Here is a 26,614-nt window from a genome sequence, read left to right on the forward strand (position 1 = left end):
TCATCCTGAGGCCGGCCTCTTGGCCGAAGGATCTCGGGCCTGATTTTGTGATTCCTCAAAACCAGATTCTTCGCTCCGCTCAGAATGACAGCACGGTTTGTCATCCCGAGCAACGCGAGGGATCTCGGGGTTGGTATGTCATACTGAGGCAGTTTCACCGCCGATCGCGTCCCCGGAGGGGAAGGATCTCGAGCTTGATTTTGTGACTCCTCAAAACCAGATTCTTCGCTCCGCTCAGAATGACAGCACGGCTTGTCTGGTTTGTCATCCTGAACGGAGTGAAGGATCTGTTCCTAGGGCTTCAAAAAACCAGATTCTTCCCCTCCGGGGATGCTTCGCGATCGTCGCCTGAAACCGCTCCTCGGGATGACAGAAAGGCTTGTCATCCCGAGCAACGCGAGGGATCTCAGGCTTGATTCTGTCGTTCTTGAGGTTGTTTTTTTGTCATCCTGAACGGAGTGAAGGATCTGTTCCTGGGGCTTCAAAAAACCAGATTCTTCCCCTGCGGGGATGCTTCGCGATCGTCGCTTTGCTCCTCAGAATGACATAATTACGGACAATTAAAGGATGAGTACTAACACTAGGAGATGATTGTTCATGAGCGATAACGCGAAAATTCCTACCTTCACCCCTGTCCGGGTGGAAGACCCCTCCGGCGATGGGCGCTGGAATTTCACCATAGGGGAAGGTAGCCTCGCCCTGATCGCCGGGCCCTGTGCCCTGGAAACCCCCGAACTGGGACTGGAGATCGCCGAGACGGTGCGGGACCTCTGCAGGCCCCTGGGGATCAACTACATCTTCAAGGCCTCCTTCGACAAGGCCAACCGCACGTCCCTGAAAGGATTCCGGGGCCCGGGCATGGAAGAAGGGCTCGTGCACCTGGCCCGTATCGGCCGGAAGGCGGGCGTTCCCGTGCTCACCGACATTCATGAATCATGGCAGGCCGATTCCGCCGCCCGCTCCGTGGATATCCTCCAGATACCGGCCTTTCTCTGCCGCCAGACGGACCTGCTCCTCGCCGCGGCCCGCACCGGCAGACCCCTCAACGTGAAGAAGGCCCAGTTCCTTGCCCCCTGGGACATGAAGAATGTCCTGGAGAAGTGCCGGGAGGGCGGAGCCCCTTCGGTGATGCTCTGCGAGCGGGGGACCACCATGGGGTACGGCCAGCTGGTGGTGGACATGCGGTCCCTTCCGGTCATGCGCTCCTTCGGGTGCCCCGTGGTCTTCGACGGAACCCACAGCGTCCAGATGCCCGGAGCGGCCGGCAACGCCAGCGGAGGCGACCGGAGATTCATCCTTCCCCTGGCCAGGGCTGCTCTTGCCGCCGGGGTGGACGCCCTTTTTCTTGAAACCCACCCCTGCCCGGAAAAGGCCCTCAGCGACGGCCCCAACCTCGTCCCCCTCGGGAAGATGAAGTTCCTCCTGGAGCAGCTTGCCGAGCTCCATGCCCTGGTGAGGGACAGGCTCGGCATGCCCTCTCTCGAGTGGGCGGAGGAGGACCGCTGATATGTTCTGCCTTCCCTGGGAACGGGAGGGGCGATGCCTCTCCGACGAACAGCTTCTCGAGGCCGGAAAGGGGATTCTCCGGTCCGAGGCGGCCGAGATCCAGCGGGCAGCGGACAGGATGGACATGGAACTCGTCCGTGCCGCACGGATTATCCACTCCTGCAGGGGGCGCCTCGTGGTGGCGGGCATGGGAAAGTCGGGGATCATCGGCAGGAAAATCGCCGCGACCCTCGCCTCCCTCGGCACGCCCTCCTTTTTCCTGCATGCCGCTGAAGGCTCCCACGGCGACCTGGGGATGGTCTGCCGGGACGACGCGGCCCTCATCCTGAGCAACAGCGGGACCACGGCGGAGGTCCTCTCCATCCTTCCTCACTTCCGCAGGCTCGGGGCGCCCATCATCGCCATAACCGGAGGGCTGAAATCGCCCCTGGCCCAGAACGCCGACGTGGTCCTCGATTCCTCGGTGCTCTCCGAGGCCGGCATCCTGGCGAAGATCACCCCTGCCGACGGCCCGGGACAGGACGAGGATGCCCTGAACCTGGCCCCTCTCTGCAGCACCACCCTCCAGCTCGCTCTCGGGGACGCTCTCGCGGGGATGGTGACGGAACTCCGGGGGCTCCGCCCCGAGGATTTCGCCCTCTTCCACCCCGGCGGAGCCCTCGGCCGGAAACTGCTGACCAGGATCCGGGACGTGATGGCCACAGGGGACAAGCTTCCCGTCGTGGGACTTTCCGTGAAGGTGAGCGACGCCCTCTTCGAGATGACCAGCAAGGGGTACGGGGCCACCATCATCGTTGACGACCGGGGGGACCTGGCCGGGATCTTCACCGACGGCGACCTCCGGCGGCTCATCGCCCGGAAGGGCGTGGAATGCCTCTCCGAGGCTGTGTCGGGGGTCATGATTGCCACTCCCCTGGTGATCGCTCCTGACAGGCTTGCCGTGGAAGCGGTCCGCATCATGGAGCAGCGGGAAATCTCCGCCATTATCGTGGTGGAAGGGAAACGGCCCGTGGGCATCCTCCACCTCCACGAACTTCTCAAGGCGGGGGTGGCCTGACCTGAACCCCCTGCTGTACCGGGCCCTCGTCTCGGCGGCCTACCCGTTCCTTTATCCCTGGCTGGCGAAGAAATACGCCGTCGGACTGGAGGAGCGGCGGGCTCTGTATCCAAAGGACAAGGCGGAAAGGCTCCCTGAACGGCCTCTCTGGGTCCATGCGGTCTCGGTGGGGGAGGTGCAGTCCGCCTGGCCCCTCCTGGATCTGCTCGCCAGGGAAAACCCCGGGGAAATAGTTCTCCTGTCCACCACCACCGCCACGGGCCGGGAAACGGCCTTTCGTCTCGCTGACGGACTCTTCGGAGAACACCTCTACTACCCCTGGGACGTTCCCCGGATCGTCCGGCGGTCTCTCGACCGGATCCGCCCGAAGGGGTATATTGTGATGGAGACGGAAATCTGGCCCGTCATGCTCATGGAGCTGAAGAAGCGGTCCATCCCCGCTTTTCTTGCGAACGGACGCTTCTCCGAGAGGACGGCCCGGAACGTCAGGAAGCGTCCCGCTTTCTGGAGACAGGCCTACGATCTCTTCTCCCTGCTGCTGGTGCGCTCCGCCGCCGACCGGGATTTTCTGGCGGACCTGGGGGTGCCGGAGGAAAAGCTGCGGGTCACAGGCGACTGCAAGGTGGACGCCCTGCTGCTCCGGAAGCGGGCGACCGATCTTTCCCCGGTCCGGAAAGTTGTGGCTGGGAAGGGCCCCGTCTTCGTGGCGGGAAGCACCCACCAGGGGGAGGAATCGATTGCCCTCGCCGCGTTCCGGAAAGTGCGGGAGCGGATCCCCCAAGCCCGCCTGGTCATTGCTCCCCGCCATCCGGAGAGAAGCGGGGACGTGCTGGAAGCAGCCTCCCGGACGGCGGAAGCCGCCCTTCTGTCACAAACCGAAGGACCCGGCGGGGCATCATGGGACATCCTCGTGATCGACCGCATCGGGGTGCTCTTCGACCTCTACGGCGTGTCCGACGGCGCCTTCATCGGCGGAAGCCTGGTGGACAAGGGCGGGCAGAACATCATGGAACCCGCCGCCTTTGGTATACCCTTTTCCCACGGCCCCTTCATGCGGGATTTCGTGGAATCGGCCGGGGAGCTGGGAAAACTGGGGGCGGCAACCCTCGTTCAAACAGATGCTGAAATGGCCGCCCACTGGGAGCGGTGCCTGGACCAGAATGAACAGGAGAAGGCGCGCCTCGGCTCCGCAGCCTACTTTCAGGCCGTGGGGGGAGCGGCGAAGGCCACTCTCGACGAAATCCGCAGGGAGATGACAAAGAAATGACCATCAATGAACAGCTTCTGAATGAATTCTACGAAGGCCTCGACGAACGGTCCAGGGAAGCCCTGGACCAGGCGGCGGAGAAAATGACCGCCGCCAAGAAGCGGGGAGGAAAAATCGTCGTGGCCACTGGGAGCGGCCCCAACATCCACGAGGGGGTGACCACCCTCATCGCGGAGCTCATGGACAAGGGCATCGTGGACGGGGTCACCACCAGCTCCGCCGTGGTGGGGCACGAGATGGGGGGCGCCCTGGACCTGGTGAAGATGTGCAAAGCCTCCGCCCTCGGTTTCGATGAACGGTACATGCCCAGAGGCGACGTCTTCGAATTCACCCAAATGCCGGAAGAACTGCTGGCAGCCCTGCGGAACGAGATGGTCCTGGACGATGACCTTCTTGCACGGGGGGAGAAGGCCGAGGGACGGCTTGTGATCAAGGCCGCCGGCAACATGGCCTATCCCGTGGGCCTCCGGAACGAGAACCTGGCAGGGGAGATCCTCGTCTTCTGCAGAACTCTGGGCCTTCCCTTCGAGACCGTGGCCGGATGGGGCGCCGACCGGCGGACCATGATCGGCATGGGTGCGGAAAAGAACATCCCCGTGCTGGTGAGCATCCCCCAGCTCGTGGGCAGCGGCCATATCGGCATGGCCATCGGCGACAGCATCCCGGTCTTCGAGCGGTCGAAACGAATCGCCGCCATGCTGGCAAGTGCGGACGTGATCATCGAATCGGCGGTGGTCCTCAGCCAGGAGATCCACGACGGCCCCTTCGAGTGCTACACGGGCCATGGGATCTGGTCCTGGTGGAAGGGGTACCCCACCTACTCACTGAAGGACAAGACCCTGGTCCGGATCGACCTGGACGAAAACCTCAGGAAGGCTCGGGACCTGGAGACCGGCAGCTCCCTCATCCAGGAGGCCATCAACCGGGGACTGCCAAAGACGAAGATATCGAAGATCCCCTTCCGGATGGAGATGTCCGCCTTCGCCCGCCACGAGGGGAGCATTCCCGTCATCGGGGACATCGGGCAGGTGTGGCCCGTCCTGGCATGGAAGGTCGCCGGCGCCCTCGGGATACCCCTTGATTTTATGAGCTACGCCCAGCACACCCCCGAAGGGAAGGCTATGAGGGAATGGATCGTGAAGGAAGTGAAGCCCGTGGACAGGGAGAAGATTCTGGCCCGGGCGAGGAACTGCGGAGCATCGTTATGAAGGTGCTCGGCGTCATCCCGGCCCGGTACGCCTCCACGCGCCTGCCCGGCAAGCCCCTGGCGGACATCTGCGGCAAGACCCTCGTCCGCAGGGTTTACGAACGGGCTTCCCTTTCACCGATACTCCACCGCCTCGTGGTCGCCACGGACGACGAGCGTATCGCCCATGAAGTAAGGAGCTTCGGGGGAAACTGCGTTCTCACGTCCCCGGACCACCCCAACGGCACCTGCCGTGCGGCGGAAGCGGCCGAAAAGGAAGACGCCGACGTGGTGATCAACATCCAGGGAGACGAACCCTTCCTGGACCCCGTTATGATCGACGAAACGGCATCCCTTCTTTCGGAGGACGGCTCCGCCCTCTCGTCCACCCTCTGCGAACCTCTGGCCGACCCGGAATCCATCCGGAACCCTAACGTGGTGAAGGTGGTCATGGACAGGTTCGGCAGCGCCCTGTACTTCAGCCGGTCCGTTATCCCCTATCCAAGGGTGGAAACGGGCGTTCCAGTCTACAGGCATATCGGCATCTACGGCTTCCGCCGGGAGTTTTTGTTCACTTACGCCTCCCTGCCCCCCACGCCCCTTTCGGCGGCGGAATCTCTCGAACAGCTCCGGATCCTGGAGCACGGCTATTCCATGAAGGTGGCCGTCACCCGGGGGCGGTGCGGCCCGAGCGTGGACACGCCCGAGGACCTGGAGAACGTGCGGACAATCTTCCGGGGGATGGAAAAGGAGTGATACCGTGACGGCCTGTCCCGCCCTGGTCTTTCTTCTGAGCGACGGCATCCGGGGACACCTCTTCCAGGGAAGAGGTGTCGCAGGATGGCTCTCCCGCTTTACCGGGGCTGACGTGGTGGAGATGGACGTTCCGCGCCCCACAGGATGGGAGCGGACCCGCCTCTTCAAGTGGAAGGCCCGGTTTCTTCCTTTTGCTGACGGTTCCGGGGCTGCCCGGTGGATTCAAGAGGCAGGCGCGTCCTCCCTTCTGGAGAGGGCAGGGCACGAACTGGCCGCAAGGAACTGCGGTGAGAACTCCGCCCTCTTTCTTTCGGCAGGGAGCGGCGCTGCGCCCTTCGCCCTCGCCCTCGCCAGGGTGACAGGGCAGAAGTGTTGCACCCTCATGACTCCGTCGGTGTTGGGGACGGCTCCCTTCGATTTTGCCGTTGTCCCCGAACACGACCATCCGGAGAAAAGGGAGAATATCCTGGCTACCCTCGGAGCGCCCAACGCCATCTTCCCCGACGAACTCGAGCGGCAGGGATGGGAACTCGCCCAGAAATACCCTCCCAGGGAATCGGGCGTGCGTGAGAACCGGTGGGGAGTCCTCGTGGGGGGCGACGACGCGAATTACCGCGTATCCTCCGAATGGGTGCGCCGGACACTGGGGCCGATACTCGAGGCCGGGGCACAGGCGGACGCTGACCTCTACATCACCACCTCCAGGCGAACCTCCCCCGGGGCCGAGGCCGAACTGCTCAGGCTGACGGAAGGCAACCCTGCTGTCAGGATGGTCCTTCTTGCGTCAAAGGATTCCTTCAATCCCGTTCCGGGCATGCTCGGACTCTGCTCCCGCATTTTCGTCACCGAGGACTCCGTCTCCATGGTCTCCGAGGCCGTCACCGCCGGCAGGGAGGTCTTCCTCCTCAGGACGGAGCGGCAGAGCCGCGGCAGGACGGCCTTTCAGGATGCAACGTATTTCCTGGTACAGAAGAATATTCTTCCTGGGAGCTGCCTCTGGGGTATTCCACGGTTCGATGCCCTTTTCTCCAGCCTTGCCTCCAGGGGATTTCTGAAAGAAGTCCACTATGATAGACTGTATACGTCAATAGGGACATCGGTGTCCCTTCACCCGGATGGCCCTGTCCTCAACGAAGCGAAGCGTGCTGCTGAGTGGATCATAGAGAGATGGAGCAAAGAATAGGACACCTGAAATATCCCGATTATTTCGCAAGGAGGGAATTTCGGGGTGGAACCTTTCGAAGAACTGGGCTTGTCACAATGGTCACTGTTCATGCCTCTGGTATCTGATATAGCCCATCAGCACCCCTATGCCGACGGTGCTTCCATTGGCGACGCTTCCCCAGGGACTTCCGGATCTTTGCCGCATCTGTTGCAAGAATGGACGGCGGAGGAGTAATCCCGAACCTCGGCAGTGCAGTTCTGCTTCCTGAAGTGTTTCTCAAGGCCCTGTCTATAGCCCGGAACCTGGGAAACAACTTCAGAAACATTATTACGGCCAATATGGACATGATCCAGCATTACCGGCCCCTGACCGACGTTGTGACCCGTCCGGTCATTTCTGGAGGACAGGGATACTTATTTTCGGGTCATCACGAAATCATGATTCTCCTCCTTGCGGCCGCTGTTTGCGAGGAAGCATTTTGTGAAGAGATGAGCCCCGTATTCCGGGGGTCCGGGATGATTCTTTCCTCGGAAAGGAAACTGAACAAATGATGCAGAATCCTGAAAGGTTCAAAAACCTCAACATCCTTGTCCTCGGGGATGTGATGCTTGACCGGTATGTTTCAGGGGATGTTCTCAGGGTCTCCCCGGAGGCTCCGGTCCCGGTCCTGTCGGTTCGGAGCAGAAGGGAAGTGCTTGGTGGTGCGGGGAACGTGGCTGCCAACCTTGCCGCCCTGGGATGTTCAGTGAATCTGCTGGGTGCCTTAGGTAATGACTATGAGGGAAAGAGGATAACGAAACTGCTTGATGAAAAGGGAATCAGGAACTACCTTGTCGAGACAGATGACCGGCCGACAACCACAAAAACGAGGATTATCGGAGGAAACCAACAGATAGTCCGGTTTGATGAAGAAACAGCCGAAGTCGTTTCTCCGGGTACAGAAGAGAGGATTTCCGCGGCAATGCTCCGTTTGCTCGAGTCTGCTAATGGTGTTCTGCTCTCCGATTACGGCAAAGGAGTGCTGAAAGGAAACCTGTGCAAAACTGTGATATCCGGGGCTCTTCGACGGGGGGTGCCGGTTTTTGTCGATCCAAAGGGCCGTGACTGGGAACGATATCGCGGTGCGACGTGCGTCACCCCCAACGAAGCGGAGTTCTTTGCTGTTTCCGGAGAATCAACTGACGAACGTGGAGATTTTTCGCGGAATGCCCTGGAAATAAAAAGCAGGTTTGATATTAATAATTTGCTCGTCACCAGGGGCGCGAAAGGAATCGCCTTTTTCCCGGAGGAGGGGGATCCCTGTTTTGCTCCCGCCCCCAGGGTTAGGGAAGTATACGACGTCTCGGGAGCAGGCGACACGGTTGTTGCGGTTCTCGCGGCATCAGTGGTTTCAGGATATTCCTGGGACTATGGAGTATCTCTCGCCAACAGGGCGGCGGGAATCGTCATAACACGGGCGGGTACTTCACCTGTGTCTATTGAAGATTTGTCCGGTCCGGCAGATGAGGACACGAAGATTTGTACCTGGGCTGAAGCTGAAAGAAGGGTAGCGCTCTGGAAAAAGAACGGGGCTTCCGTTGTTTTTACGAACGGGTGTTTCGATCTTCTTCATCCTGGTCATATAAAGGTGCTTCGCCAGGCCGCACAGGAAGGTGACAGGCTCGTTGTCGGGCTGAACTCCGACGCGTCGATACGCCGCCTCAAGGGACCTGACCGCCCGGTTCTCCCCCAGGCTGACCGTGCCTCCATTCTGGCTGCCCTTGATTGCGTGGATCTTGTTGTTGTGTTCGATGAAGATACACCAGAGAAATTAATTCGTGCCCTTATACCCTCCGTTCTTGTCAAAGGAGGAGACTACACCCCGGAAAGCGTCGTAGGAAGGCAAATTGTCGAAGAGGGGGGCGGCAGAGTTGTTATCGTTCCCCTGATGGAAGGAAAAAGCACGTCCAAAATTCTCCTATCCTTTAAGAAACGGTGAAAGCGGCTTGGATAAAATATCCTCCGACGGGAGTGAATCAAGGGTGAAAATCATCCATATCCTTCCAGAACTCGAGGAAGGAGGAGTCGAACGCCATGTTCTCTGGCTGACGGAAGAACTTTCCTTCCGGGGACATGATGTGACCGTTATTTCGTCCGGAGGGAAAATGGTTTCCCGGCTGGCATCGGGAGTGAATCACCTTGCCTTGCCGGTGGACGTAAAAAATCCGCTGACGGCTTTCTTCTGCGCGAGGAAGATAGCACGCTTAGCGGCAAGGGAGAATGTTCAGCTTCTTCATGCCCATTCGAGAGTCCCGGCGTGGGTAGCTTACTGGGCATCGAGGATGGCTAAAATTCCTTTTGTAGTCACTGCTCACGGCGTATTCAGCAATAAGACGGCATGGATTTATCGTCCCTACAGGAAAGCTGAAAGGGTGATCTGTGTCAGTTCTGCTGTGAAAAGAACCATGGAGCCATGTTTCGGTAATAATACAACAGTTATTCTCAACGGAATGCCGGAGAAGGACCTTTCATGGAAGGGTTCCAAGGATGGAATGTTCCGCTTTCTCTTTATCGGTCGCCTTTCTCCCGTAAAGGGGATTCAGGATATAGTGGAGATTCTTCCTCTGCTGCAAGGCGACTGGACGCTTGACGTAGTGGGAAACGGCCCGCTTTTCAGCACACTATCGGCGAAAATAAAAGAACTTGCTCTGAACGATCGGGTTTTCCTCCATGGTTTCCGGGATGATACGGACCGCTGGCTTTCGGAGTGCTCTTGCCTGCTTTTTCCCTCCTACACGGAAGGGATGCCCCTGACACTGGCCAGGGCGGTCCAGATGGGTGTGCCTGTACTTGCTTCATCCATCCCCCCTGTCATCGAGATGGCTGAAACTGAAGAAGGATTATTGCCGCCGGGGGAAAAAGATCTTTGGAGAAGGGCGTTACAGGGGGTACTGGAGGGAAATAAAAGTTTCCCCCGCTTCTCTTCGGAGAAAATCCCTACGATCAAAAAAATGACTGACGAAGTTGAAGCAGTGTATGCCGAGGTGTCTTGCAGCAGGTGAAATCGCGGAATAACCGTGTCGCAAGAAGACAAGTCGAAGGAGAGAGGAGTAAGCCGTTTGAAGGTGCTCCATTACGTTAACGAATCCGTTCTTTCCTGGTCGGTTCCCTTCCTTCAGCTCTTGAGGGCCCTTGAGGACAAAAGTATAAACAATGTCGTGCTTTGTTCTCCCGGGGGAAGATTATCGAATGAAGTTGAAAAAATCGGAGTGGAGTGTGTTGTTGCCAAAGCCCTCTTTCCGTGGTGTCCCCGTTTGTGTAAGAAAATTGGAAAGATAATTGGTGACGTCCAGCCTGACATTATCGTCACCCGTCTTTCGTCCGCTGCCCTTATCGGCGGGTATTGGGGCAAAAGACTAGGAATCCCCGTAATAGGTGCTCTCGACAAGTTCTCTAAACCCAGGTATTATCGTCACGTTCAAACTGTGCTGGCAGTGTCGTCATTGTTGGCATCATTTGCGAAGAATGCCGGAATGCCTGATGTGGTTGCAATACCGAACGGAATCGAAACGAACTTCTACCGGCCACCGGAATCCCATGAAGCGAAAAATCGTCTTCGGGAACAATGGTCCGTCGGCAGTGATGAAAGAATTGTCCTTGCCGCTGGGCGTTTCGTGGAATGGAAAGGATTCGATGTTCTCCTGAACGCCTTTGCTAATGTACATAGGCGTTTCCTTTCTTCTGGGAAGGATTTTCCGGTCCGACTTTTTCTTGCGGGGGACGGGGAAGAAAAAGACAACTATAGAAATTTAGTAAAAAGCTTGGGTATCGAAAATCTCGTTATATTTCCCGGTTTTGTCAGGGATATACGTCCGTTTCTTCAAATGTCGGATATTTTTGTCCTTCCGTCAAAAGAACCGGAGCCCTTCGGTTTGGTTCTCCTGGAAGCGATGGCTGCTGGAAAACCGTCTATTGCCACCTCCTGCGGCGGACCTCAGGATATGATAGAACACGGCCGAAACGGATGGTTGGTACCCTGCAACGAAAAGGATGCTCTTGCTGATGCTTTATCTGAAGCCCTTCTTTCTTCTGATCTTCTCTCCATCGGCGAACGGGCAATGTCCAAGGCTTCTGAATTCGATGTCACCCGTGTTGCTGAGCGGCTACTTTGCCTTTTTGAAAATATGATTTTGAATTATCCGAAATAGTTTTCCTCCTGTGTTTTGCCGCGGGATACTGACTGGCCTTCTTGGCCAGCAATTCCCAGCAATAATAGGTTCCGATGCATGTTCAGAAGAAGTTTACGGAAGGTCGGTTTTATTATGAACTTCAGGATTTTCAAGCCGGATTTCTGGCAATCGGTCACCCTGGTGGAATTCGGTTTTCTATGGTCGGTGTTGTTTGCGGTCTGGGGTCCTGTTCCCAGGTATCTTGGGTGGCTTCTGGCCATTATCGGCCTCCTTTCCGGGAAGCTCCGGGGAAATGGGCGGACAGGTGTGCTTCATCCTTTCCTGAAGGCGGGGTTGTTGTTTGTTCTTCTTTGGGGGCTGCCGTCCAGCTTTTTCAGAAAACCGGACTTATTTACTTTTTTGAAGGGGTATTCTTTAGCCTTGGAGTTTGCTTTTTCCCTGTGGCTTGCTGCAAGAGTCTTTTCAAAAGAATCTCTGCAGAGATTCTGGGTCGTTCTTTCCGCTTCGGTCGTTCTTGCCATCATTCAGACACTTTACGCTTTCTTCTTTGAGAATCATTTTGCCGGACTCTTCAGCAACATCAATACGCTTGGATTTTACGGGGTTATTCTGCTCCCCCTCTTTCTTTCAAGGACTTTCGAGAAAGGAAGCGTAATATCGTGGCTGGTTTCGGCAGGTATTCTGTTCGTTATCTGCTTAAGTTCCAGCTCGTCTGCCTGGATTGCGGGAGCGTTCAGCCTTGTCCTTCTTTCGATAATGGGGGGGGCGAAGTATCTTTTCAAGATGTTTTTTCTTTTTTCCCTCTTTGCTGTTATCTTTGCCGGTGTATGGGGCGGCCTGGAAAGATTAAATCCGGAACTGAAGCAGACTTTTGCCAGATACATGGACCGTGAACTGGAACAGCTTCTTTCTTTTGGGAATCCGTCAAAATTCACGACAAACCGGTCGTTCATATGGCAGGGAGCGGCTAATCTTATCGAAAAATACCCCCTTTCCGGCTGGGGATGGGGGGCTTTTAACGATCCTTTCGCCAAAATAAACAGTTCCTGGTGGGATGTGAAGAAAACCCGCCTGAGAGCCCAGAATGTTGATGATGCCCACAATATGTACCTGAATCTGTCCGTTTACGGCGGAATCCCGACAACTTTGTCTGTGCTTGCTCTATTTCTGTTTTCCGCATATAGGGCTTATGTATTTTCCAGAAAAAAAGCAGGGGATCAGTGGTTCTGGATTGCAGTATCCGCGTCAATTTTATCCATTCTCTTTTATAGCCTTGCAGGAGATGTTTTTTCCATACGATATAAATTCGCCTGTATCTTCTGGTACTACATGGGTTTTGCCGGAAGATCGGATGTGGAGTGATTCCCATGCTGTTCTCGCAACCGTACCTTGCGCTCCTTGGGAAGGGAGAAGGGGAGAAAATCCTCTTCATCCGCTACAGTGCCCTGGGAGACATCCTTATCGCGACTCCTTTCGCAAGGGCCTTGAAAGAGAGATACCCCAAGTCTGAATTGATATGGCTTGCGGCCTGCCCTTATGAGCGGATTCTCGAGGGACAGCCCTATATAGACGGGATCTTGCCCTGGGACAGAAGGCTGGACAATAAGGCTTTTTTTCAGCTTCTCCGCAGAATAAGAACAATGCGCTTCACCAGGATTGTTTCTCTCCAGGCCACGGACAGGGGAGCGTTGATGGCTCTCTTTTCCGGTGTTCCCCAGCGTTTTTGCACGGCCGGAAAATGGGAGTTTCTTTATAACGGAGGGAAATCATCGTCCTTCTGGGAAACGTATGACATTCCCGTCCCTGAGGGTCCGGGGAGCGGTTTTGTAACTACCGAAAAAATGATAAAAAGTGCCTCGGATATTCTTGGGGAAGTTAAACCTCCTTTTTTGCTTGCCGCCATAGGGGCGAGCAAGGAAGTAAAACAGTGGCCTGCACGGAATTGGGTTGAGTTTTGCAGAAATGCCTGTGACAATGGAATTCCTGTGGTTCTTGCCGGAGACGGGGCCGAAGAACTGGAGAAAGCGGAGGAAATCTGCGGATCTGTCTCCAGCGATCTTCTGTACGACCTTGTGGGGCGGATTCCTCTTTCCGTTCTCGGAGGCGTTGTGGGGATGGCATCTCTCGTCCTTGCGGGCGATACAGGGATTCTCAACATGGCACGGATCATGGGCGTTCCCTCCATGGCTCTTCTGGGGCCGACTCCTCTTCCAGTCGGCGTCGGCCTTATGGATCCGGAACAGGTTTTCAGCGCCGATTGCAGTTATCTTGGGTGCGGTAAAAACCATTGCAGGAAAGCCTGCCTTGAATCCGTTGAAGCTGAAAATGTATTTCAGGCAGTCGCCACGGCATGGAAAAGCAAATTTTCTCAGTAATTTTACGTAAAATAGTTCTTAGGTCCTATTTGCAGAAATGCGGTCCTCGTCTACAATGCATCAGGAAACGGTGTATTGGCGTACTTTGACAATATAACCTTGGATTCATCAGCTTCTACGCTTCCGTGAAGAAATCCCGACGGCGCGAAAGGAGGTGCAAACCCCCGGCCAACAAGGACGAGCGGGAGCTGAAGGCGGAAAAAATCTGTTTTGCGAAGCGGAAGGGAAAAGGGAAAAGGAAACGAGGAAACTTCGTCCCGGACCCCCGAAGCGGAAAAAGCAGAAACCGCGAAATAAAAAAAACACACAAACCAAGGGGGTTAACACACAATGAAAAAGATTCTTGCGCTTGTTGCAGTAATCGCGCTCGTGGCCTTCGCAGCTCCTGCGTTTGCCGCCGCCAATCCTTTCATGGATGTTCCTATGAACCACTGGGCATACGACGCAATCGGCCAGCTTGCCGCCCGTGGCGTGCTTTCCGGCTATCCCGATGGCACCTACAAGGGCAACCAGCCCATGACCCGGTACGAAGTTGCTTCCGCAGTCGCCCGCGCTCTGGCAGTCGTCGACATGACCAAGGCCAGCAAGCAGGACGTCGAAATGCTGAAGAAACTCGTTGTCGAATTCAAGGACGAACTTGACGCCCTCGGCGTGAAGGTCGACAAGCTCGACGGCAGGGTCGCAGCACTTGAAGCCGGTGTCGGCGGATGGAAATTCTGGGGCCAGTTCCGTATGGATGCCAAGTGGGCAAGCGAAAAAGATGGCCTTTACACCACTGGCGATACGGACTTCAACCTGAACCGCTTCCGGATTTTCGGGCAGAAAAAAGTTGATGATAACATCTCTGTAACTTTCCGTATCGGCAAGAGTGGTGTGAATACCGTAGCATGGGAACGTTACTTTGTCACCGCCAAGATGCCTTGGGACGTTACAATGCATGCTGGTCTGTATCTCACCGACTGGGAAGGCGACGACAGGCTGTACCACGGTTCCGAAAACGATGCCAAGTTCACTGATCGGAGCATGACCGGGTTCTGGTTTACGAAGGATTTCGGCATGGGAATGTTCCAGGTGTTTGCTGCTCACTTCGACGAGGATCTTAACACCTCTCCGACACAAAAATGGTTCTATGATAACAATCTTGGACAGTATATTCTGAAGACAACTCACGAAAAAGAAGGCTATGAGTTCGGCGCAAGGTTCCGTGTGAACTTTAATGAGAACTTCTGGCTTTCCGGAAACTACATCAAGAGAACCTTTGATGATTCTCCTTTCCTTGGAGAATCCTATGGCAGACCTGACCCTTCGCCCAATCCGTCCGGTACTGTGGGTGTAACCGAAGACAAGCAGGCCTGGTGGGTAGCTCTCGGCGGTAAGTTCAACAGCGGTTGGACCGCAACGTTTGCTTACTATGATGTTGATAACGGCGGCACGAATAACAGTGGCAACGCTTACCAGGGAATCGTCAACATCGACCAGAGTGTCCTTAAGTTTACGTCCCTCTGGCTCGAGTACATGAAGATCGATGATGCCACCTTCAACGTCTGGACTGCCGGTACGTGGGATACTTACGGAACGGTTACCGGTACATCGCTCGGAAACTACGACGATATTCTCTTTGTTCGTGCCGACCAGAAGTGGAACGACAAGTGGGCCACCTTCCTTCGCTATTTCCATGGAAGCGCCAGAAATCCAGCTGCTGACAATACGAAGAACTACACATTTGGCGTGAAGTACTGGTACGCTCCTGCAATGTCCTTTGAGCTTGCCTATGACAAGATCGAGTCTGCTGGTACTGTTGCAGGTGCAGACGACCACGTTATTCGCCTCCGCACCATAGTTGATTTCTAGGTCAAGCGAAATAAAAAGGAACCCGAAAGGGTTCCTTTTTTTGTTGCCATTCTGTATAATCAACATCTAAGAATTATTGATTTGGGGGCGGCGCAAATGAAAATTCACAAGTATCTAATGACGGTTATTTGGGTTTTAGCAGTTTGTTTTGCACCTTCGCCGGTGACGGGTGATGAGAAAGTACTCAACAGATGGAGCCAGAAGCAGGATTTCTACGATAAGTTCGGCAGCGAGCTCGAGGTTCGGGCGACCTATTATTCAGCCGAATATATCGAAGCTCTTGTACAGGTGGAAGCCCAGAAGAACCTATGGACTTCGGACGAAACGGAGCAATACAAGTACCAGTTGCTGAAATCCCTTTCCCTTGACGAATACATCCCCATCCATATCGCATTTGACAACAGGGGGCCCGCCATGCATATGTCCCCTTTTGACAAGTTGGCCACACTCTGGATCGGTAAAAACAAGGTATCTCCGGTCGACTACGACAAACGGTTTAACTTTCGTCTTCAGGGAAAACGTGATGGTCTCGTCTTCTTTCCCAGATACAACGAAAAAGGGAAGCCGTACCTCGAGAATGCCAAAACGATCCGTTTTTCTCTGAGCAATGCGATTAGCAGTACGACTATGGACAGGTCTGCTGTTGACTTTTTCTGGGACGTTCACCGCGACAACCCCGAAGGTCTCTACAAGGGCCGTGCGGCAGCCAGACTCGAACTCGATCGCCTCATCAAGAGAATCGAAAAGCTCAACGCAGAAAAACGGGACCTGGAAAGCAAGCTGAATGAACTGAACAATGAGTTATCTTCCGTAAACAAACGGGTAGAGGAGCTCCAGAAGCAGTAAAACAAGCTGAAAGTGAAAGAGGGTCCGGTTTCGGGCCCTCTTTTTTTGTGCCTGCTGTGGTAGGATAATTCCTGTCTTTATTCAGCGGGTTCAGGAGGGAAGAAGGGAATCATGATGAAGCGCATTGCGGTACTGACGAGCGGGGGAGATTCGCCGGGAATGAACGCGGCCGTACGGGCGGTGGTCCGGACAGCCCTGTATCATGGCATGGAGACCATCGGGGTGATGCGGGGCTTTGAAGGGCTCATGGACGGCGACTGCATGACCCTGGACCGTGCCGCCGTAGGGGGCATTATCCACCGGGGGGGTACCATCCTCCGGACGGCCCGGAGCGAACGGTTCAAGACCGAAGCAGGGCAGCGGGCAGCCCTTGTGCAGATGGAGAACCGCAAGGTGGACGCCCTGGTGGTGATCGGCGGCGACGGCTCCTTCCGGGGGGCCCTTGAACTGGAGAAGAAAGGACTGCCAGTTATCGGCATACCGGGCACCATCGACAACGACATCGCGGGGACGGACGTGACCATCGGCTACGATACGGCGGTGAACACGGCCCTTTCGGCGGTGCAGAAGCTCCGGGACACGGCGAGCAGCCATGACCGGCTGTTCATCGTAGAGGTCATGGGGCGGGACGCCGGTTTCCTTGCCCTTGAAGTGGCCGTTTCCAGCGGTGCGGAGTACGTGGTGGTGCCCGAGATCCAGCTTGACATAGCAAAAATGTGCGACCATCTCCACTACTCCCGGAAGCGGGGAAAGACCCATTCCCTCATCATCCTGGCCGAGGGGGTCATGTCGGCCCACGAGCTGAAGAACCGCCTCCAGGACACGGGCGGGTATGACGCCCGGGTGACGGTGCTCGGCTATATCCAGCGGGGAGGGAGCCCGTCCTCTTTCGATACCGTGCTGGCGTCCCGGATGGGGGCCTTCGCGGTGGAGTCCCTGCTTGAGGGGAAATCGGGATCCATGGTGTGCTCCATCTGCGGGCAGATGACCCTCTGCCCCCTGGAGGACGCATGGAAATCGCCGAAGCATCTCAATCCTGAACTGCTGGCCCTCGTGGAAAAGCTGAGCGTGTGAGATGGATATCCGCGGCTCCGTCGAAAAGCTGATAGCCGCTGACCGTGGGGGGAGAAAGGTCTCTTCTCTCTTCCGCCCCGGTTTTCTGGACGACGCCCTCGGATTGCTGGAGGGTTCGTCCAGAGTTGCCGTGGTGACGGGCTTTTTTGTTCCGGCCTGCGGCGCCCCGGAGACCGACGGGCCGGGCGGGGCCGTGATGCTTGGACGGTCTCTTGTGCGGAGCGGAAAAGAAACGGTGCTGTGTACCGACAGGCTGTGCCTCGAGGCGGTGAAGGCCTGCTCAGCATCGGTCGGGGGGCCGGTGGTTCGGGAGGCGGCCGGTGTGGAGGAGATTCTCGCTTTCCGGCCCGACCTGCTGGTCTTCATCGAGCGGCTGGGGCGGGCGGAAGACGGGCTGTACTATAACATGCGGGGCGAGGACGTCTCCGCGACCACCGCTCCCCTGGACGGAGCGGCTCTCTCCGGGAACGGCCTGAAGGTCCTGGCGGTGGGCGACGGGGGGAATGAGGCCGGCATGGGCCTGTTCAGGGAAAAACTGGCGGAGCTCCTCCCCGGCTATGCTCCCTGCCTCTCCGTGGTGGGGGCGGACACGGCCCTTCCGGTGGATGTCTCTGACTGGGGAGGATATGCCCTTGCCTCCCTGCTTTCTCTGGAGTGCGGGGAATGGATCGGCCCGGAGGACCGGGAAACGGGCACCATGCTGGACGCCCTGATTTCTGCCGGTGCGGTGGACGGTGTGACCCGGCGCCGTGAACCCACCGTGGACGGCTTCCCGGAAGAGGAGCACCGGCATGTCATCAGGGAGCTGAAGGAGCTTGTTACATTCCGTCTCCGGAGCTCCGGGAAAGGGCTTTCCTGAGGGGTTTCAGCGCCGCCAGGGCAAGGGCGGCCCCCATGCCGCACTGTACCAGGTCTGTGACCAGTTCCACCGGTGCGGCGGCCCATCCGTAGAGCACTCCGGCCATGGTGGTATAGCCTGCGATCATGACGGCGGCTCCGGCGGCGATGCCGAGGAGAGGTGACCGTTTCCCGAGCTTTCCTGTGACGTAGCCTTCGGCACCCTTGATGATCAGGGTGAAGGGAGCCCAGAGCGGATAGCCGAGGACAAGATCCGCCAGGGACGCGCCGATGCCCCCGGCTGCCGCTCCCCAAGCCGGGCCGAGGAGCAGGGCGGCAAGGTAGATGATCCCCTCCCCGAAGTTGAAGTAGAGCCGGAAGCCGGGCACGGGGATGCTGAGCATGGTGGCTCCGGTGACGGCGGCGATGAGGAGCCCGCGAAGGGCGACTTTTTTCGAGAGTGTTGCGTTCATGGGATGATGCCTCCTTTTTTGAGTCTGGTTGAGGAACGTCATGTCTTCGTTTCTGTCATCCCGATGAGGTTCCTCAAGAGCGAGATCCTTCGCTCCGCTCAGGATGACAGGCAAGGGCAACCCCGCGATCACTCTGTTAGGGATGACAACGGTTTGGTGTCATCCTGAGGGTAGGCTTCACCGCCCGAAGGATCTCGCTTTTGATCATGGCCCCATTCAAACCCGAGATCCTTCGTCGCTGCGCTCCTCAGGATGACAAGCAAGGGCAAAACCGAGATTCCTCCCCTCCGGGGATGCTCCGCGATCGCTTCGCTCGGGATGACAACAAGAGCAAGACCGAGATCCCTCCCCTGCAGGGATGCTTCGCGATCGCTTCGCTCAGAATGACAGGCAAGGGCAACCCCGCGATCACTCCGTTAGGGATGACAACGGTTTGGTGTCTTCCTGAGGGTAGGCTTCACCGCCCGAAGGATCTCGCTTTTGATCATGGCCCCATTCAAACCCGAGATCCTTCGTCGCTGCGCTCCTCAGGATGACAAGCAAGGGCAAAACCGAGATTCCTCCCCTCTGGGGATGCTCCGCGATCGCTTCGCTCAGGATGACAGGCAAGGGCAACCCCGCGATCACTCCGTTAGGGATGACAACGGTTTGGTGTCTTCCTGAGGGTAGGCTTCACCGCCCGAAGGATCTCGTTTTTGACTCTGGGTTCCTCAAGAGCGAGATCCTTCGCTCCGCTCAGGATGACAGCAGGGGAGAATCCTCCCTCGCTGAAACCCGTTCCTTCTTGCCTTCTACATGATATTCGTGGTAGAGTGCTTCGGGGAAGATCCAGGCGGCGCGGTTTTTTCGTTTTTCTGGACTGGTTTTCGCGGCCGTTCCGGATAAAGGCATCTTCTTTTTCTTCGTGCACTTGTGTTTTTTCGGGGGCGGTGGGTATAATGTCGAGGAACGGAAGATTTTTTCTTCTTCTGATGTCCTGTGTTATTATTTTGCTGCTGTTTTTCTCTTTTTGGGCTGTGCGCTCGAACAAGGCTGCGGGATCCTTCGAGATTCACAACGTTCTCATGTGTGACGAAGTGGACGACCGGATGCAGCCTCTCGGTGCGGGATCGGTGTTCAGCTACGGTGCCAGGCAGTTGTGCCTCTGGTTCGATTATTCCCGGGCTTCCGGCGGAGACGGGGTTAGGGTCCGCTGGTATTTCCGGGGGCGGCCGATTCATTCCGAAGTGCTCAGGCTGACGCCTGGCGACGGGGCCAAGGCATATTGCCTTCTTCTCGAGGATGGCTCCCCTCTTCCCAAGGGTTCGTATTCTGTTCGCATTTCAATGTATGACAGGGTTTTTTCGGATGTGCCCTTTGTAATTTCCGAGTGAGCTTTGCCGCTATTCATTTTGCCGCGTTCCGGCGGCTTCGGGCATTCATTGCCGGGTTCCGGGACGGGGGTTTCAGGAAGGGGATGCTTTTTTTCGTGTTGTCAATTCTTTCCATTTCCCGCGCAGTATTCCAGAGTCCTCCGGGGCCGGGGAACCGGTAATTCCGATCATGTCCGACACCATACTCGAAAACGAATTGAACGGGCAGGAAGCGGAGCCGGTCGAACAGGACCTTCCGGCGGTCACCGCCGGACAGGATTCTGAAGGCGAAGCGACGCTCAAGCCCGCGCCCAAACCGCGGTACACCTTCGGGCAGCTTGCCGCCCTCCTCAATCCCGAGCTTCGCAAAATTGCGAAAGAGCTCGGCCTTACAGGTTTTTCCTCTCTCCGCAAGGACGACCTCATCATAGCCATCCTCAAAGCCCAGGCCGAGGAGCTGAATTACAGGTTCGGTGGCGGAACCCTCGAAATTCTCCAGGAAGGGTACGGTTTCCTGAGGCCGAAGGGGCTGCTTCCCAGCGATCATGACGTGTACGTGTCCGCTTCCCAGATCCGCCGGTTCGGTCTCCGGAACGGCGACGTCATCTGGGGCCTGGTCCGCCCTCCCAGGGATTCCGAGCACTACGAGGCCCTGCTGCGGGTGGAGATGGTCAATTTTTCCGATCCCGAGGCTGCGAGACGCAGACCCCACTTCAGCGCCATCACCCCCATATTTCCCGATGAACGGCTTGCCCTGGAGACAGATCCCAGGGAGATTTCCACCCGGCTCGTGGACCTTTTCGCTCCCATAGGAAAGGGCCAGAGGGCGCTGCTCGTGTCGCCCCCCAAGGCGGGAAAGACCACCCTGCTGAAGAAGATCGCCAACGCCGTCACGGTGAACTACCCGGACATCATCCTCATGGTGCTCCTCATCGACGAGCGGCCGGAAGAGGTGACGGACATGTCCCGTTCCGTGGACGGCGAGATCATCGCCTCCACCTTCGACCGTCCCGCCGACGAGCACCTCCGGGTGGCCAACCTCGCCCTCGAGAAGGCGAAGCGCCTCGTGGAAGTGGGGAAGGACGTGGTCCTTCTCCTTGACTCCATCACCCGTCTCGCCCGGGCGTCGAACCTGGTGGTTCCCCCGTCGGGGCGGACCCTCTCGGGCGGCATGGACCCGGCGGCCCTGTATTTCCCCAAGCGCTTTTTCGGCGCCGCCAGGAACATCGAGGAGGGAGGCAGCCTGACCATCATCGGCACTGCTCTTGTGGATACGGGCAGCCGCATGGACGAGGTCATCTACGAGGAATTCAAGGGTACGGGCAACATGGAGCTCCACCTGTCCCGGAAACTCTCCGAGCAGCGGATTTTCCCCGCCATCGACATCACGAAGTCCGGTACCCGGAGGGAGGAGCTTCTCCTCGGGGAGGACGAGCTGAGCCGTGTCTGGCTTCTGCGGAGGCGCATCGTGAACGTGGACGAATCAGGGGCGCTGAACCTGATCATCGATAAACTGAAACAGTCCGGCACCAACAGGGATTTCCTGCTGACCATCAAGAAATCGTAAGACGGAGGCGGGATTGACCCCAAAAATTGAAAGTGCAGAGGAGGTTGAGGAGATGAAGAAAAAAAGAACTTCTCCTTCATCCTATGGAGTCCGCGGCGATCGCCCAAAGGAGCATTTCCCCGCAAAGGGCGGTTCCGGCGGACTGAAAACAGGGCGTTTCGGTTTTATGCTTGTTATTTTATGCATGGTCGGTGCCGCAGTGCTTCTCGCCGTGGGGGCGGGAAACAGGACGGCAGGAGTGGCCTGGGGCGGTCTCTCCGATTCCGATGGCCCGGAGGAATTTGTCCTTCCCTCTTCGGGATTTATCGTGGTTGATATGTCCAGCGTGTACCTGACTGACGACGGCAGGGAACTGAGCCACCGCTCCCTGAAGCCCCGGGGCTCCTCCGGAAAGAATGCGGCCGCCCCGTCGGGCGCCCCTGTGTGGAGCTTCCCCGAAAGGGTTGTGGTCAGTGCGGGAGGCGACGGCGTTTCCGGCTCCCTGTCCGCCAATTCAGGCACCTCCCGCCTTTCAGGCTTCCGCCTGAAGATGCCGGAGCAGCTTCCTGTGGAGGGAGAGGCCTTCGGGCTGTCCGCCGAATCCCTTTCCAGCACGGGGATGTCCCGGCTTTCGGGATTCCGGATCCCCCTGCCCGAAACCCTTCCTGTGGAGGGAACTCTCTTCGGAACCGGTGGAGCGGATATGGCGAATTCGGCCGAGTTTCGCCTCGGAGCCTTTGCGGTGAACACTCCTGCGTCCGAAGCGGCCCCGACTGCGTCAGGGACCGCCCCCCCTGACCTTGGAAGCCTGATGCCCGGCAAAATGGAATCGGACTACGATTTCGTCGTGCTGAGCACTGCTTCTGACGGAAGGAGCCTTCCGGCCGAAGAGGACCCGGAACTGGCGGCAGAGGAGGAGGACGTGGTGCTCACGGAGGTGAAGCCTCTCTGGAAGGAGCATATCGTGAAGGCCGGCGAGACCATGTCCGACATCGCCGTTTCCTATAATGTTCCCATGAGCGACATCGTGAAAGCCAACGAGCTGAAGGATCCCAACAGGCTCTCAGAGAAGCAGCTTCTTCTCATTCCCGACAGCAGCGACGCCGTGGATGCCACCCTGGAAGAAGTGATGACCCGGAAGGCCCGGGTTCTTGCCGCCCAGGAGAAAGTCGTTCCCGTGAAGGTGACCGCCTACGTGGTGGCCCAGGGCGACAGCCTGTGGTCCATCGCCAACTCCCAGAATCTCGAAATCGACACCCTTTTCGGATGCAACGACCTTAAGAATCCCGACCTTCTGAAACCCGGGGTGACCCTGCGGATTCCCAACCAGGACGGCATTTTCTATACCGTGAAGAAGGGCGACACCCTGGAGAAGATCGCGAAGACCTACGGCATTCCCGTGGACAGGATCCGGAAGGGGAATGCCGCCGATTCCCTGAACCCTCTTCAGGAAGGCCGCGAAGTGTTCCTGCCCGGTGCCAGGCCGGAAGCCGCCGATTCTTCCCCGGCCCCGAAGGGCGGAAGCGGAAAAAGTTCTCCCAGGAGCGGCGGGAGCACTGTTTCTTCTCCTGCCTCCAGGAGCTACCGGTGGCCGGTGGTGGGGAAGATAAGCAGCCCCTTCGGATGGAGGCGGCACCCGGTGACCCGCAGAAGGGACTTCCATACGGGCATCGACATCAGGGCCCCCAGGGGCAGGGTAATCAAGGCGGCGAAAGCGGGCCGGGTGGAGTATGCCGGCTGGATGGGCGGTTACGGCAGGGTTGTGGTTATCCGGCACAACGACGGCTATTCTACCCTTTATGCCCACTGCAACTCACTGTCGGTGCGGAACGGACAGTCGGTGTCCCAGGGACAGACCATCGCGTCGGTGGGAACGTCGGGCAGGACCACCGGACCTCATCTTCACTTCGAGATACGGCAGGGAAAGAGCCCCATGAACCCTCTGAAGCTGTTAAGATAGGCAATAGTGACCATGACATACCGTGACAATTTCGCTATTCTGGACCGGGGAATTCCCTGGTCCATGTTTTTTTGAAGCTGTCTGACGAAAATTTCTTGATCGTGGAGGATGGAGGAAATGGCGAAGTACGTTTTTGTTACCGGCGGGGTTGTTTCTTCGTTGGGCAAGGGAATTACCGCGGCGTCCCTCGGGGTGCTTCTGAAAAAACGGGGATTCAGGGTATCCATAATCAAGCTCGATCCCTATCTGAACGTGGATGCCGGGACCATGAACCCCTTCCAGCACGGGGAAGTTTTCGTGACCGACGACGGCGCCGAGACCGACCTGGACCTGGGCCACTACGAGCGCTTCATAGACGAGTCCCTCAGCGCGGACAACAACGTGACCACGGGGAAAATCTATTCTTCCGTCATCTCCAAGGAGCGGAGGGGCGACTACCTCGGCGGAACGGTGCAGGTCATCCCCCACATCACCAACGAGATCCAGGAGCGGATCCTCCGGGCCGGCGAGGGGCGGGACGTGGTGATCGCCGAGATCGGCGGCACCGTGGGCGATATCGAGGGGCAGCCCTTCCTTGAGGCCATACGGCAGATGGCGACCCGGGTGGGGCGGGAGAACGTGATCTACTGCCACGTGACCCTGGTGCCCTGGCTGGAGGCCGCCAGGGAGCTGAAGACGAAGCCCACCCAGCACAGCGTGCAGGAGCTTCGCCGTATCGGCATCCTGCCCCAGATCCTTGTATGCCGGTCTCATTACGCCATCGAGGACGAGATGCGGGACAAGATGGCCCTGTTCTGCAACGTTCCCCCGGAGGCGGTGATCCAGGCCCTGGACGAGCCCACCATTTACAAGGTTCCCCTGAGCCTCTACGAGCAGAAATTCGACACCCTGGTCCTGAAGTATCTCTCCCTGGAGTCTCCCCGGGAGCCCGACCTTGCCGACTGGCAGAGGGTGGTGGACGGATTCTGCGCTCCCTCGGGCGAGGTGGAGGTCGTCATGGTGGGGAAGTACATCAATCACAAGGACGCCTACCTCAGCGTCACCGAAGCGCTTTACCACGCAGGCATCCACCACGATGTCAGGGTAAGGATCCGGTCGGTGGAGGCGGAGGATATCGAGGAGCAGGGAGCCGACGCCATTTTGTCCGGCGCCTGCGGCATTATCGTGCCGGGAGGATTCGGTTCCCGGGGTATCGAGGGCAAGATTGCCGCAGCCAGGTATGCCCGGGAGAAGAAAATTCCCTACCTCGGCCTGTGCCTGGGCATGCAGGTGGCGGTGGTGGAATTCGCCCGCCACGTGTGCGGCATTCCGGGCGCGAACAGTTCGGAAATCGACCCCGGGTGCACCAGCCCTGTGATACACTTAATGGAAGAGCAGACCCACGTGGAGGACAAGGGCGGCACCATGCGCCTCGGCGTCTACCCCTGCGATCTCGTTGCCGGTACAAAGGCCGCGGATGCCTACGGGGCGGACCAGGTGCTCGAGAGACACCGCCACAGGTACGAGTTCAACAACGACTACAGGAGCCGCCTCGAGGAGAAGGGAATGAGAATCGCGGGCGTCTATGCGAAGAAAAACCTTGTGGAAATCGTGGAGCTTCCGGACCATCCGTGGTTCGTGGGCGTCCAGTTCCATCCGGAGTTCCGGTCCCGCCCTGTGAAGCCCCACCCGCTGTTCATGGGCTTCATCGGCGCGGCGGTGCAGCTTGTAGATTCCAAACCAGGGAGGGAATAGGCATGAAAAAATCGGTTCTCGGTCTTGTGCTCGCACTTTTTGCGGTGTGTGCCGCCGGTATCGGGGCATATGCGGAAGAGCAGCAGTCCACGGTATTCCTCATGGGCAGGGTTGAGCGCCTTCTGTACGGAAGCGAACGGACCGGAGGCCTTATCGAGCGGCTGAACGGCGTGGAAAAGGAAATGTTCGGCCGGGAGCTTCCCGGAAGCATCGCCGAGCGGCAGAATGCCCTTCTGAACTTTATCGAAAAGGGAGCCCCCGAACAGCCCTCCGTGTTGTTCAAACTCGCGGTGGCCGAGTGGGCCGTGGGGCAGAAGATCAACTCCCTTTCGCCCGCGGTCAGGAGGGTGGAAGCCCTGGAAGTGGATCTGGAAGGAACGCCCCAGGTGGACCGGCCGGTGTCCATGCGCCTTGAGAGGATTCTCAGCCTTCTGCTCTCCGACACCGTCACCATGCAGGACGCCGAGGTTCCCGCCGGAACTGTGGTCCGGGGAGCCCTCAGCAAAACCCTCTCCCCCAGGACAGCCAAAAAAGGCGACCTGGTGGACATCACCCTCGAGAGCGATCTCGCCGTGGGGACAAACCTCGTGGCCCCGCGAGGGAGCCGGATGCAGGCCACGGTCACCGAGGTGACCAAGCCCCGGAGTTTCGGCAGGCCTGCGGAGGTCAAGATCTCAGTCGAGAAGCTCTTCCCCCTCGGGCCTGAAGAGATATTCCTGACGGTGGGAGAAAACACCAAGAAGGCCACGGAAGCCGAGTCCGCACAGATGGCCGCCGCCGGAACCAGCGTGGTGGGTGCCATTCTCCTGGGGCCCATCGGTCTTGCGGGGGGATTCCTCGTCCGGGGCGACCTCAAGGAAATTCCCGAGGGAGCGGTGGTCTTCGCCGAGACCGCAGATATCGTCAGGGTGTCGGCTTACCCCGTGCCCCTGGGACTTCAGGGAATGCTGAAGAAGGAAGAACCGAAACCTGAGGAGAAGAAAGCACCGGATTCAAAGTAAGGAGGTACGCACATGAATACACTGAAAAAGAAAGCCCTTGCCCTTGTGTTGGCTTCAGCTCTCGCCCTGGGCGGGACAGCCTGGGCGTTCAACCTGGGGGACCTCATCGGCGTCGTGGGCGGCGGGTTCGTCGTCTCCGCCATTGCAGGGCCCATCAATGACTTCATCAACACCATCACCCTGAACAGGGGGGCGAAGGTGGAGGGACACACCAAGGTCGTTCCCATCGTTTCCATCGGATCGGGCACCCATATCGGCGCGGCCCAGGTTGCCGGGCCCCGGGGCGACTCCATCAACGGAACGAAGGCCGTGGCCCAGATCGAGGCCACGTTCCAGAACCGCCTGAGGGTGAAAATCCTCGTGCCCATCGACTCGGAGAACCCCATCCAGAGGTTCCGGCGGGTCCAGGGCGTGGGCGTTTCGGCCATTATCGACCTGCGGCTTTAGGAGGCAGATTTT

At 57.9% G+C, this 26,614-nt stretch carries 23 protein-coding genes; 21 read left to right on the forward strand and 2 right to left on the reverse strand.

What is annotated here, in order from left to right; translation table 11 throughout:
- Positions 1-597 precede the first annotated feature (597 nt).
- The 15 genes from kdsA to C8D99_RS01300 all read left to right on the forward strand — a co-directional run bounded on the left by kdsA (position 598) and on the right by C8D99_RS01300 (position 18,111).
- Positions 598-1,506 (forward strand): 3-deoxy-8-phosphooctulonate synthase, encoded by a 909-nt coding sequence (gene kdsA / locus C8D99_RS01230; RefSeq protein ID WP_133955505.1) that lies wholly within the window; start codon positions 598-600, stop codon positions 1,504-1,506.
- A gap of 1 nt (position 1,507) precedes the next feature.
- Positions 1,508-2,563, forward strand: coding sequence for a KpsF/GutQ family sugar-phosphate isomerase (locus C8D99_RS01235; protein ID WP_133955507.1), 1,056 nt, complete (start codon positions 1,508-1,510; stop codon positions 2,561-2,563).
- An 85-nt stretch (positions 2,564-2,648) separates the two neighbouring features.
- Positions 2,649-3,830 (forward strand): 3-deoxy-D-manno-octulosonic acid transferase, encoded by a 1,182-nt coding sequence (locus C8D99_RS15510; RefSeq protein ID WP_274542658.1) that lies wholly within the window; start codon positions 2,649-2,651, stop codon positions 3,828-3,830.
- Positions 3,827-5,038, forward strand: a complete 1,212-nt coding sequence (locus tag C8D99_RS01245; protein WP_133955511.1) for a hypothetical protein — start codon at positions 3,827-3,829, stop codon at positions 5,036-5,038. Before C8D99_RS15510 ends, C8D99_RS01245 begins: the two co-directional genes overlap by 4 nt.
- Positions 5,035-5,772: a 3-deoxy-manno-octulosonate cytidylyltransferase gene (gene kdsB / locus C8D99_RS01250; protein WP_133955513.1), complete on the forward strand. Its 738-nt coding sequence runs from the start codon at positions 5,035-5,037 to the stop codon at positions 5,770-5,772. The genes C8D99_RS01245 and kdsB overlap by 4 nt, the downstream gene beginning before the upstream one ends.
- A gap of 4 nt (positions 5,773-5,776) precedes the next feature.
- Positions 5,777-6,955, forward strand: coding sequence for a mitochondrial fission ELM1 family protein (locus tag C8D99_RS01255; protein ID WP_133955515.1), 1,179 nt, complete (start codon positions 5,777-5,779; stop codon positions 6,953-6,955).
- Positions 6,956-7,484: 529 nt separating this feature from the next.
- Complete coding sequence (gene rfaE1 / locus C8D99_RS01260; protein WP_133955517.1) at positions 7,485-8,915, forward strand: D-glycero-beta-D-manno-heptose-7-phosphate kinase; 1,431 nt, start codon at positions 7,485-7,487, stop codon at positions 8,913-8,915.
- A gap of 43 nt (positions 8,916-8,958) precedes the next feature.
- Positions 8,959-9,978, forward strand: coding sequence for a glycosyltransferase family 4 protein (locus C8D99_RS01265; RefSeq protein ID WP_133955519.1), 1,020 nt, complete (start codon positions 8,959-8,961; stop codon positions 9,976-9,978).
- Positions 9,979-10,041: 63 nt separating this feature from the next.
- Positions 10,042-11,124, forward strand: coding sequence for a glycosyltransferase family 4 protein (locus C8D99_RS01270; RefSeq protein ID WP_243833807.1), 1,083 nt, complete (start codon positions 10,042-10,044; stop codon positions 11,122-11,124).
- A 114-nt stretch (positions 11,125-11,238) separates the two neighbouring features.
- Positions 11,239-12,468, forward strand: coding sequence for an O-antigen ligase family protein (locus C8D99_RS01275; protein WP_166669944.1), 1,230 nt, complete (start codon positions 11,239-11,241; stop codon positions 12,466-12,468).
- 479 nt (positions 12,469-12,947) lie between these two features.
- Positions 12,948-13,481, forward strand: coding sequence for a glycosyltransferase family 9 protein (locus C8D99_RS15345; protein WP_208321027.1), 534 nt, complete (start codon positions 12,948-12,950; stop codon positions 13,479-13,481).
- 330 nt (positions 13,482-13,811) lie between these two features.
- Positions 13,812-15,332, forward strand: a complete 1,521-nt coding sequence (locus tag C8D99_RS01285; RefSeq protein ID WP_133955527.1) for an S-layer homology domain-containing protein — start codon at positions 13,812-13,814, stop codon at positions 15,330-15,332.
- Positions 15,333-15,428: 96 nt separating this feature from the next.
- On the forward strand, positions 15,429-16,178 hold the full coding sequence (locus C8D99_RS01290) for a hypothetical protein (RefSeq protein ID WP_133955528.1): 750 nt from the start codon (positions 15,429-15,431) through the stop codon (positions 16,176-16,178).
- A gap of 114 nt (positions 16,179-16,292) precedes the next feature.
- Entirely contained in the window at positions 16,293-17,252 is a 960-nt protein-coding gene (pfkA, locus tag C8D99_RS01295) for a 6-phosphofructokinase (protein ID WP_133955775.1), read from the forward strand.
- Position 17,253: 1 nt separating this feature from the next.
- Positions 17,254-18,111 carry a DUF4392 domain-containing protein gene (locus tag C8D99_RS01300; RefSeq protein ID WP_133955530.1) on the forward strand — a complete coding sequence of 286 codons (858 nt, stop codon included), beginning with the start codon at positions 17,254-17,256 and terminating at the stop codon, positions 18,109-18,111.
- Here the strand turns inward: C8D99_RS01300 and C8D99_RS01305 are convergent.
- Entirely contained in the window at positions 18,071-18,562 is a 492-nt protein-coding gene (locus tag C8D99_RS01305; protein WP_133955532.1) for an ECF transporter S component, read from the reverse strand. The genes C8D99_RS01300 and C8D99_RS01305 overlap by 41 nt on opposite strands.
- Before the next feature lie 631 nt (positions 18,563-19,193).
- Positions 19,194-19,592 (reverse strand): hypothetical protein, encoded by a 399-nt coding sequence (locus C8D99_RS01310; RefSeq protein WP_133955534.1) that lies wholly within the window; start codon positions 19,590-19,592, stop codon positions 19,194-19,196.
- 34 nt (positions 19,593-19,626) lie between these two features.
- Between C8D99_RS01310 and C8D99_RS15350 the strand changes: the two genes are divergently transcribed.
- The 6 genes from C8D99_RS15350 (at position 19,627) to C8D99_RS01335 (ending at position 26,602) form a co-directional block, all read left to right on the forward strand.
- On the forward strand, positions 19,627-19,935 hold the full coding sequence (locus tag C8D99_RS15350) for a hypothetical protein (protein WP_208321028.1): 309 nt from the start codon (positions 19,627-19,629) through the stop codon (positions 19,933-19,935).
- Between the two features lie 169 nt (positions 19,936-20,104).
- Positions 20,105-21,481: a transcription termination factor Rho gene (gene rho / locus C8D99_RS01315; RefSeq protein ID WP_133955536.1), complete on the forward strand. Its 1,377-nt coding sequence runs from the start codon at positions 20,105-20,107 to the stop codon at positions 21,479-21,481.
- 52 nt (positions 21,482-21,533) lie between these two features.
- On the forward strand, positions 21,534-23,420 hold the full coding sequence (locus C8D99_RS01320; protein WP_133955538.1) for a LysM peptidoglycan-binding domain-containing M23 family metallopeptidase: 1,887 nt from the start codon (positions 21,534-21,536) through the stop codon (positions 23,418-23,420).
- 117 nt (positions 23,421-23,537) lie between these two features.
- Positions 23,538-25,154 carry a CTP synthase gene (locus C8D99_RS01325; protein WP_133955540.1) on the forward strand — a complete coding sequence of 539 codons (1,617 nt, stop codon included), beginning with the start codon at positions 23,538-23,540 and terminating at the stop codon, positions 25,152-25,154.
- Between the two features lie 2 nt (positions 25,155-25,156).
- The gene (locus tag C8D99_RS01330; RefSeq protein ID WP_133955542.1) at positions 25,157-26,155 is read left to right on the forward strand and encodes a hypothetical protein; all 999 of its coding nucleotides are present in this window, start codon (positions 25,157-25,159) and stop codon (positions 26,153-26,155) included.
- Between the two features lie 12 nt (positions 26,156-26,167).
- Complete coding sequence (locus C8D99_RS01335) at positions 26,168-26,602, forward strand: hypothetical protein (protein ID WP_133955544.1); 435 nt, start codon at positions 26,168-26,170, stop codon at positions 26,600-26,602.
- Positions 26,603-26,614 lie beyond the last annotated feature (12 nt).

Origin of the sequence: Aminivibrio pyruvatiphilus (assembly GCF_004366815.1) — a bacterium.
Lineage (GTDB): Bacteria > Synergistota > Synergistia > Synergistales > Aminobacteriaceae > Aminivibrio > Aminivibrio pyruvatiphilus.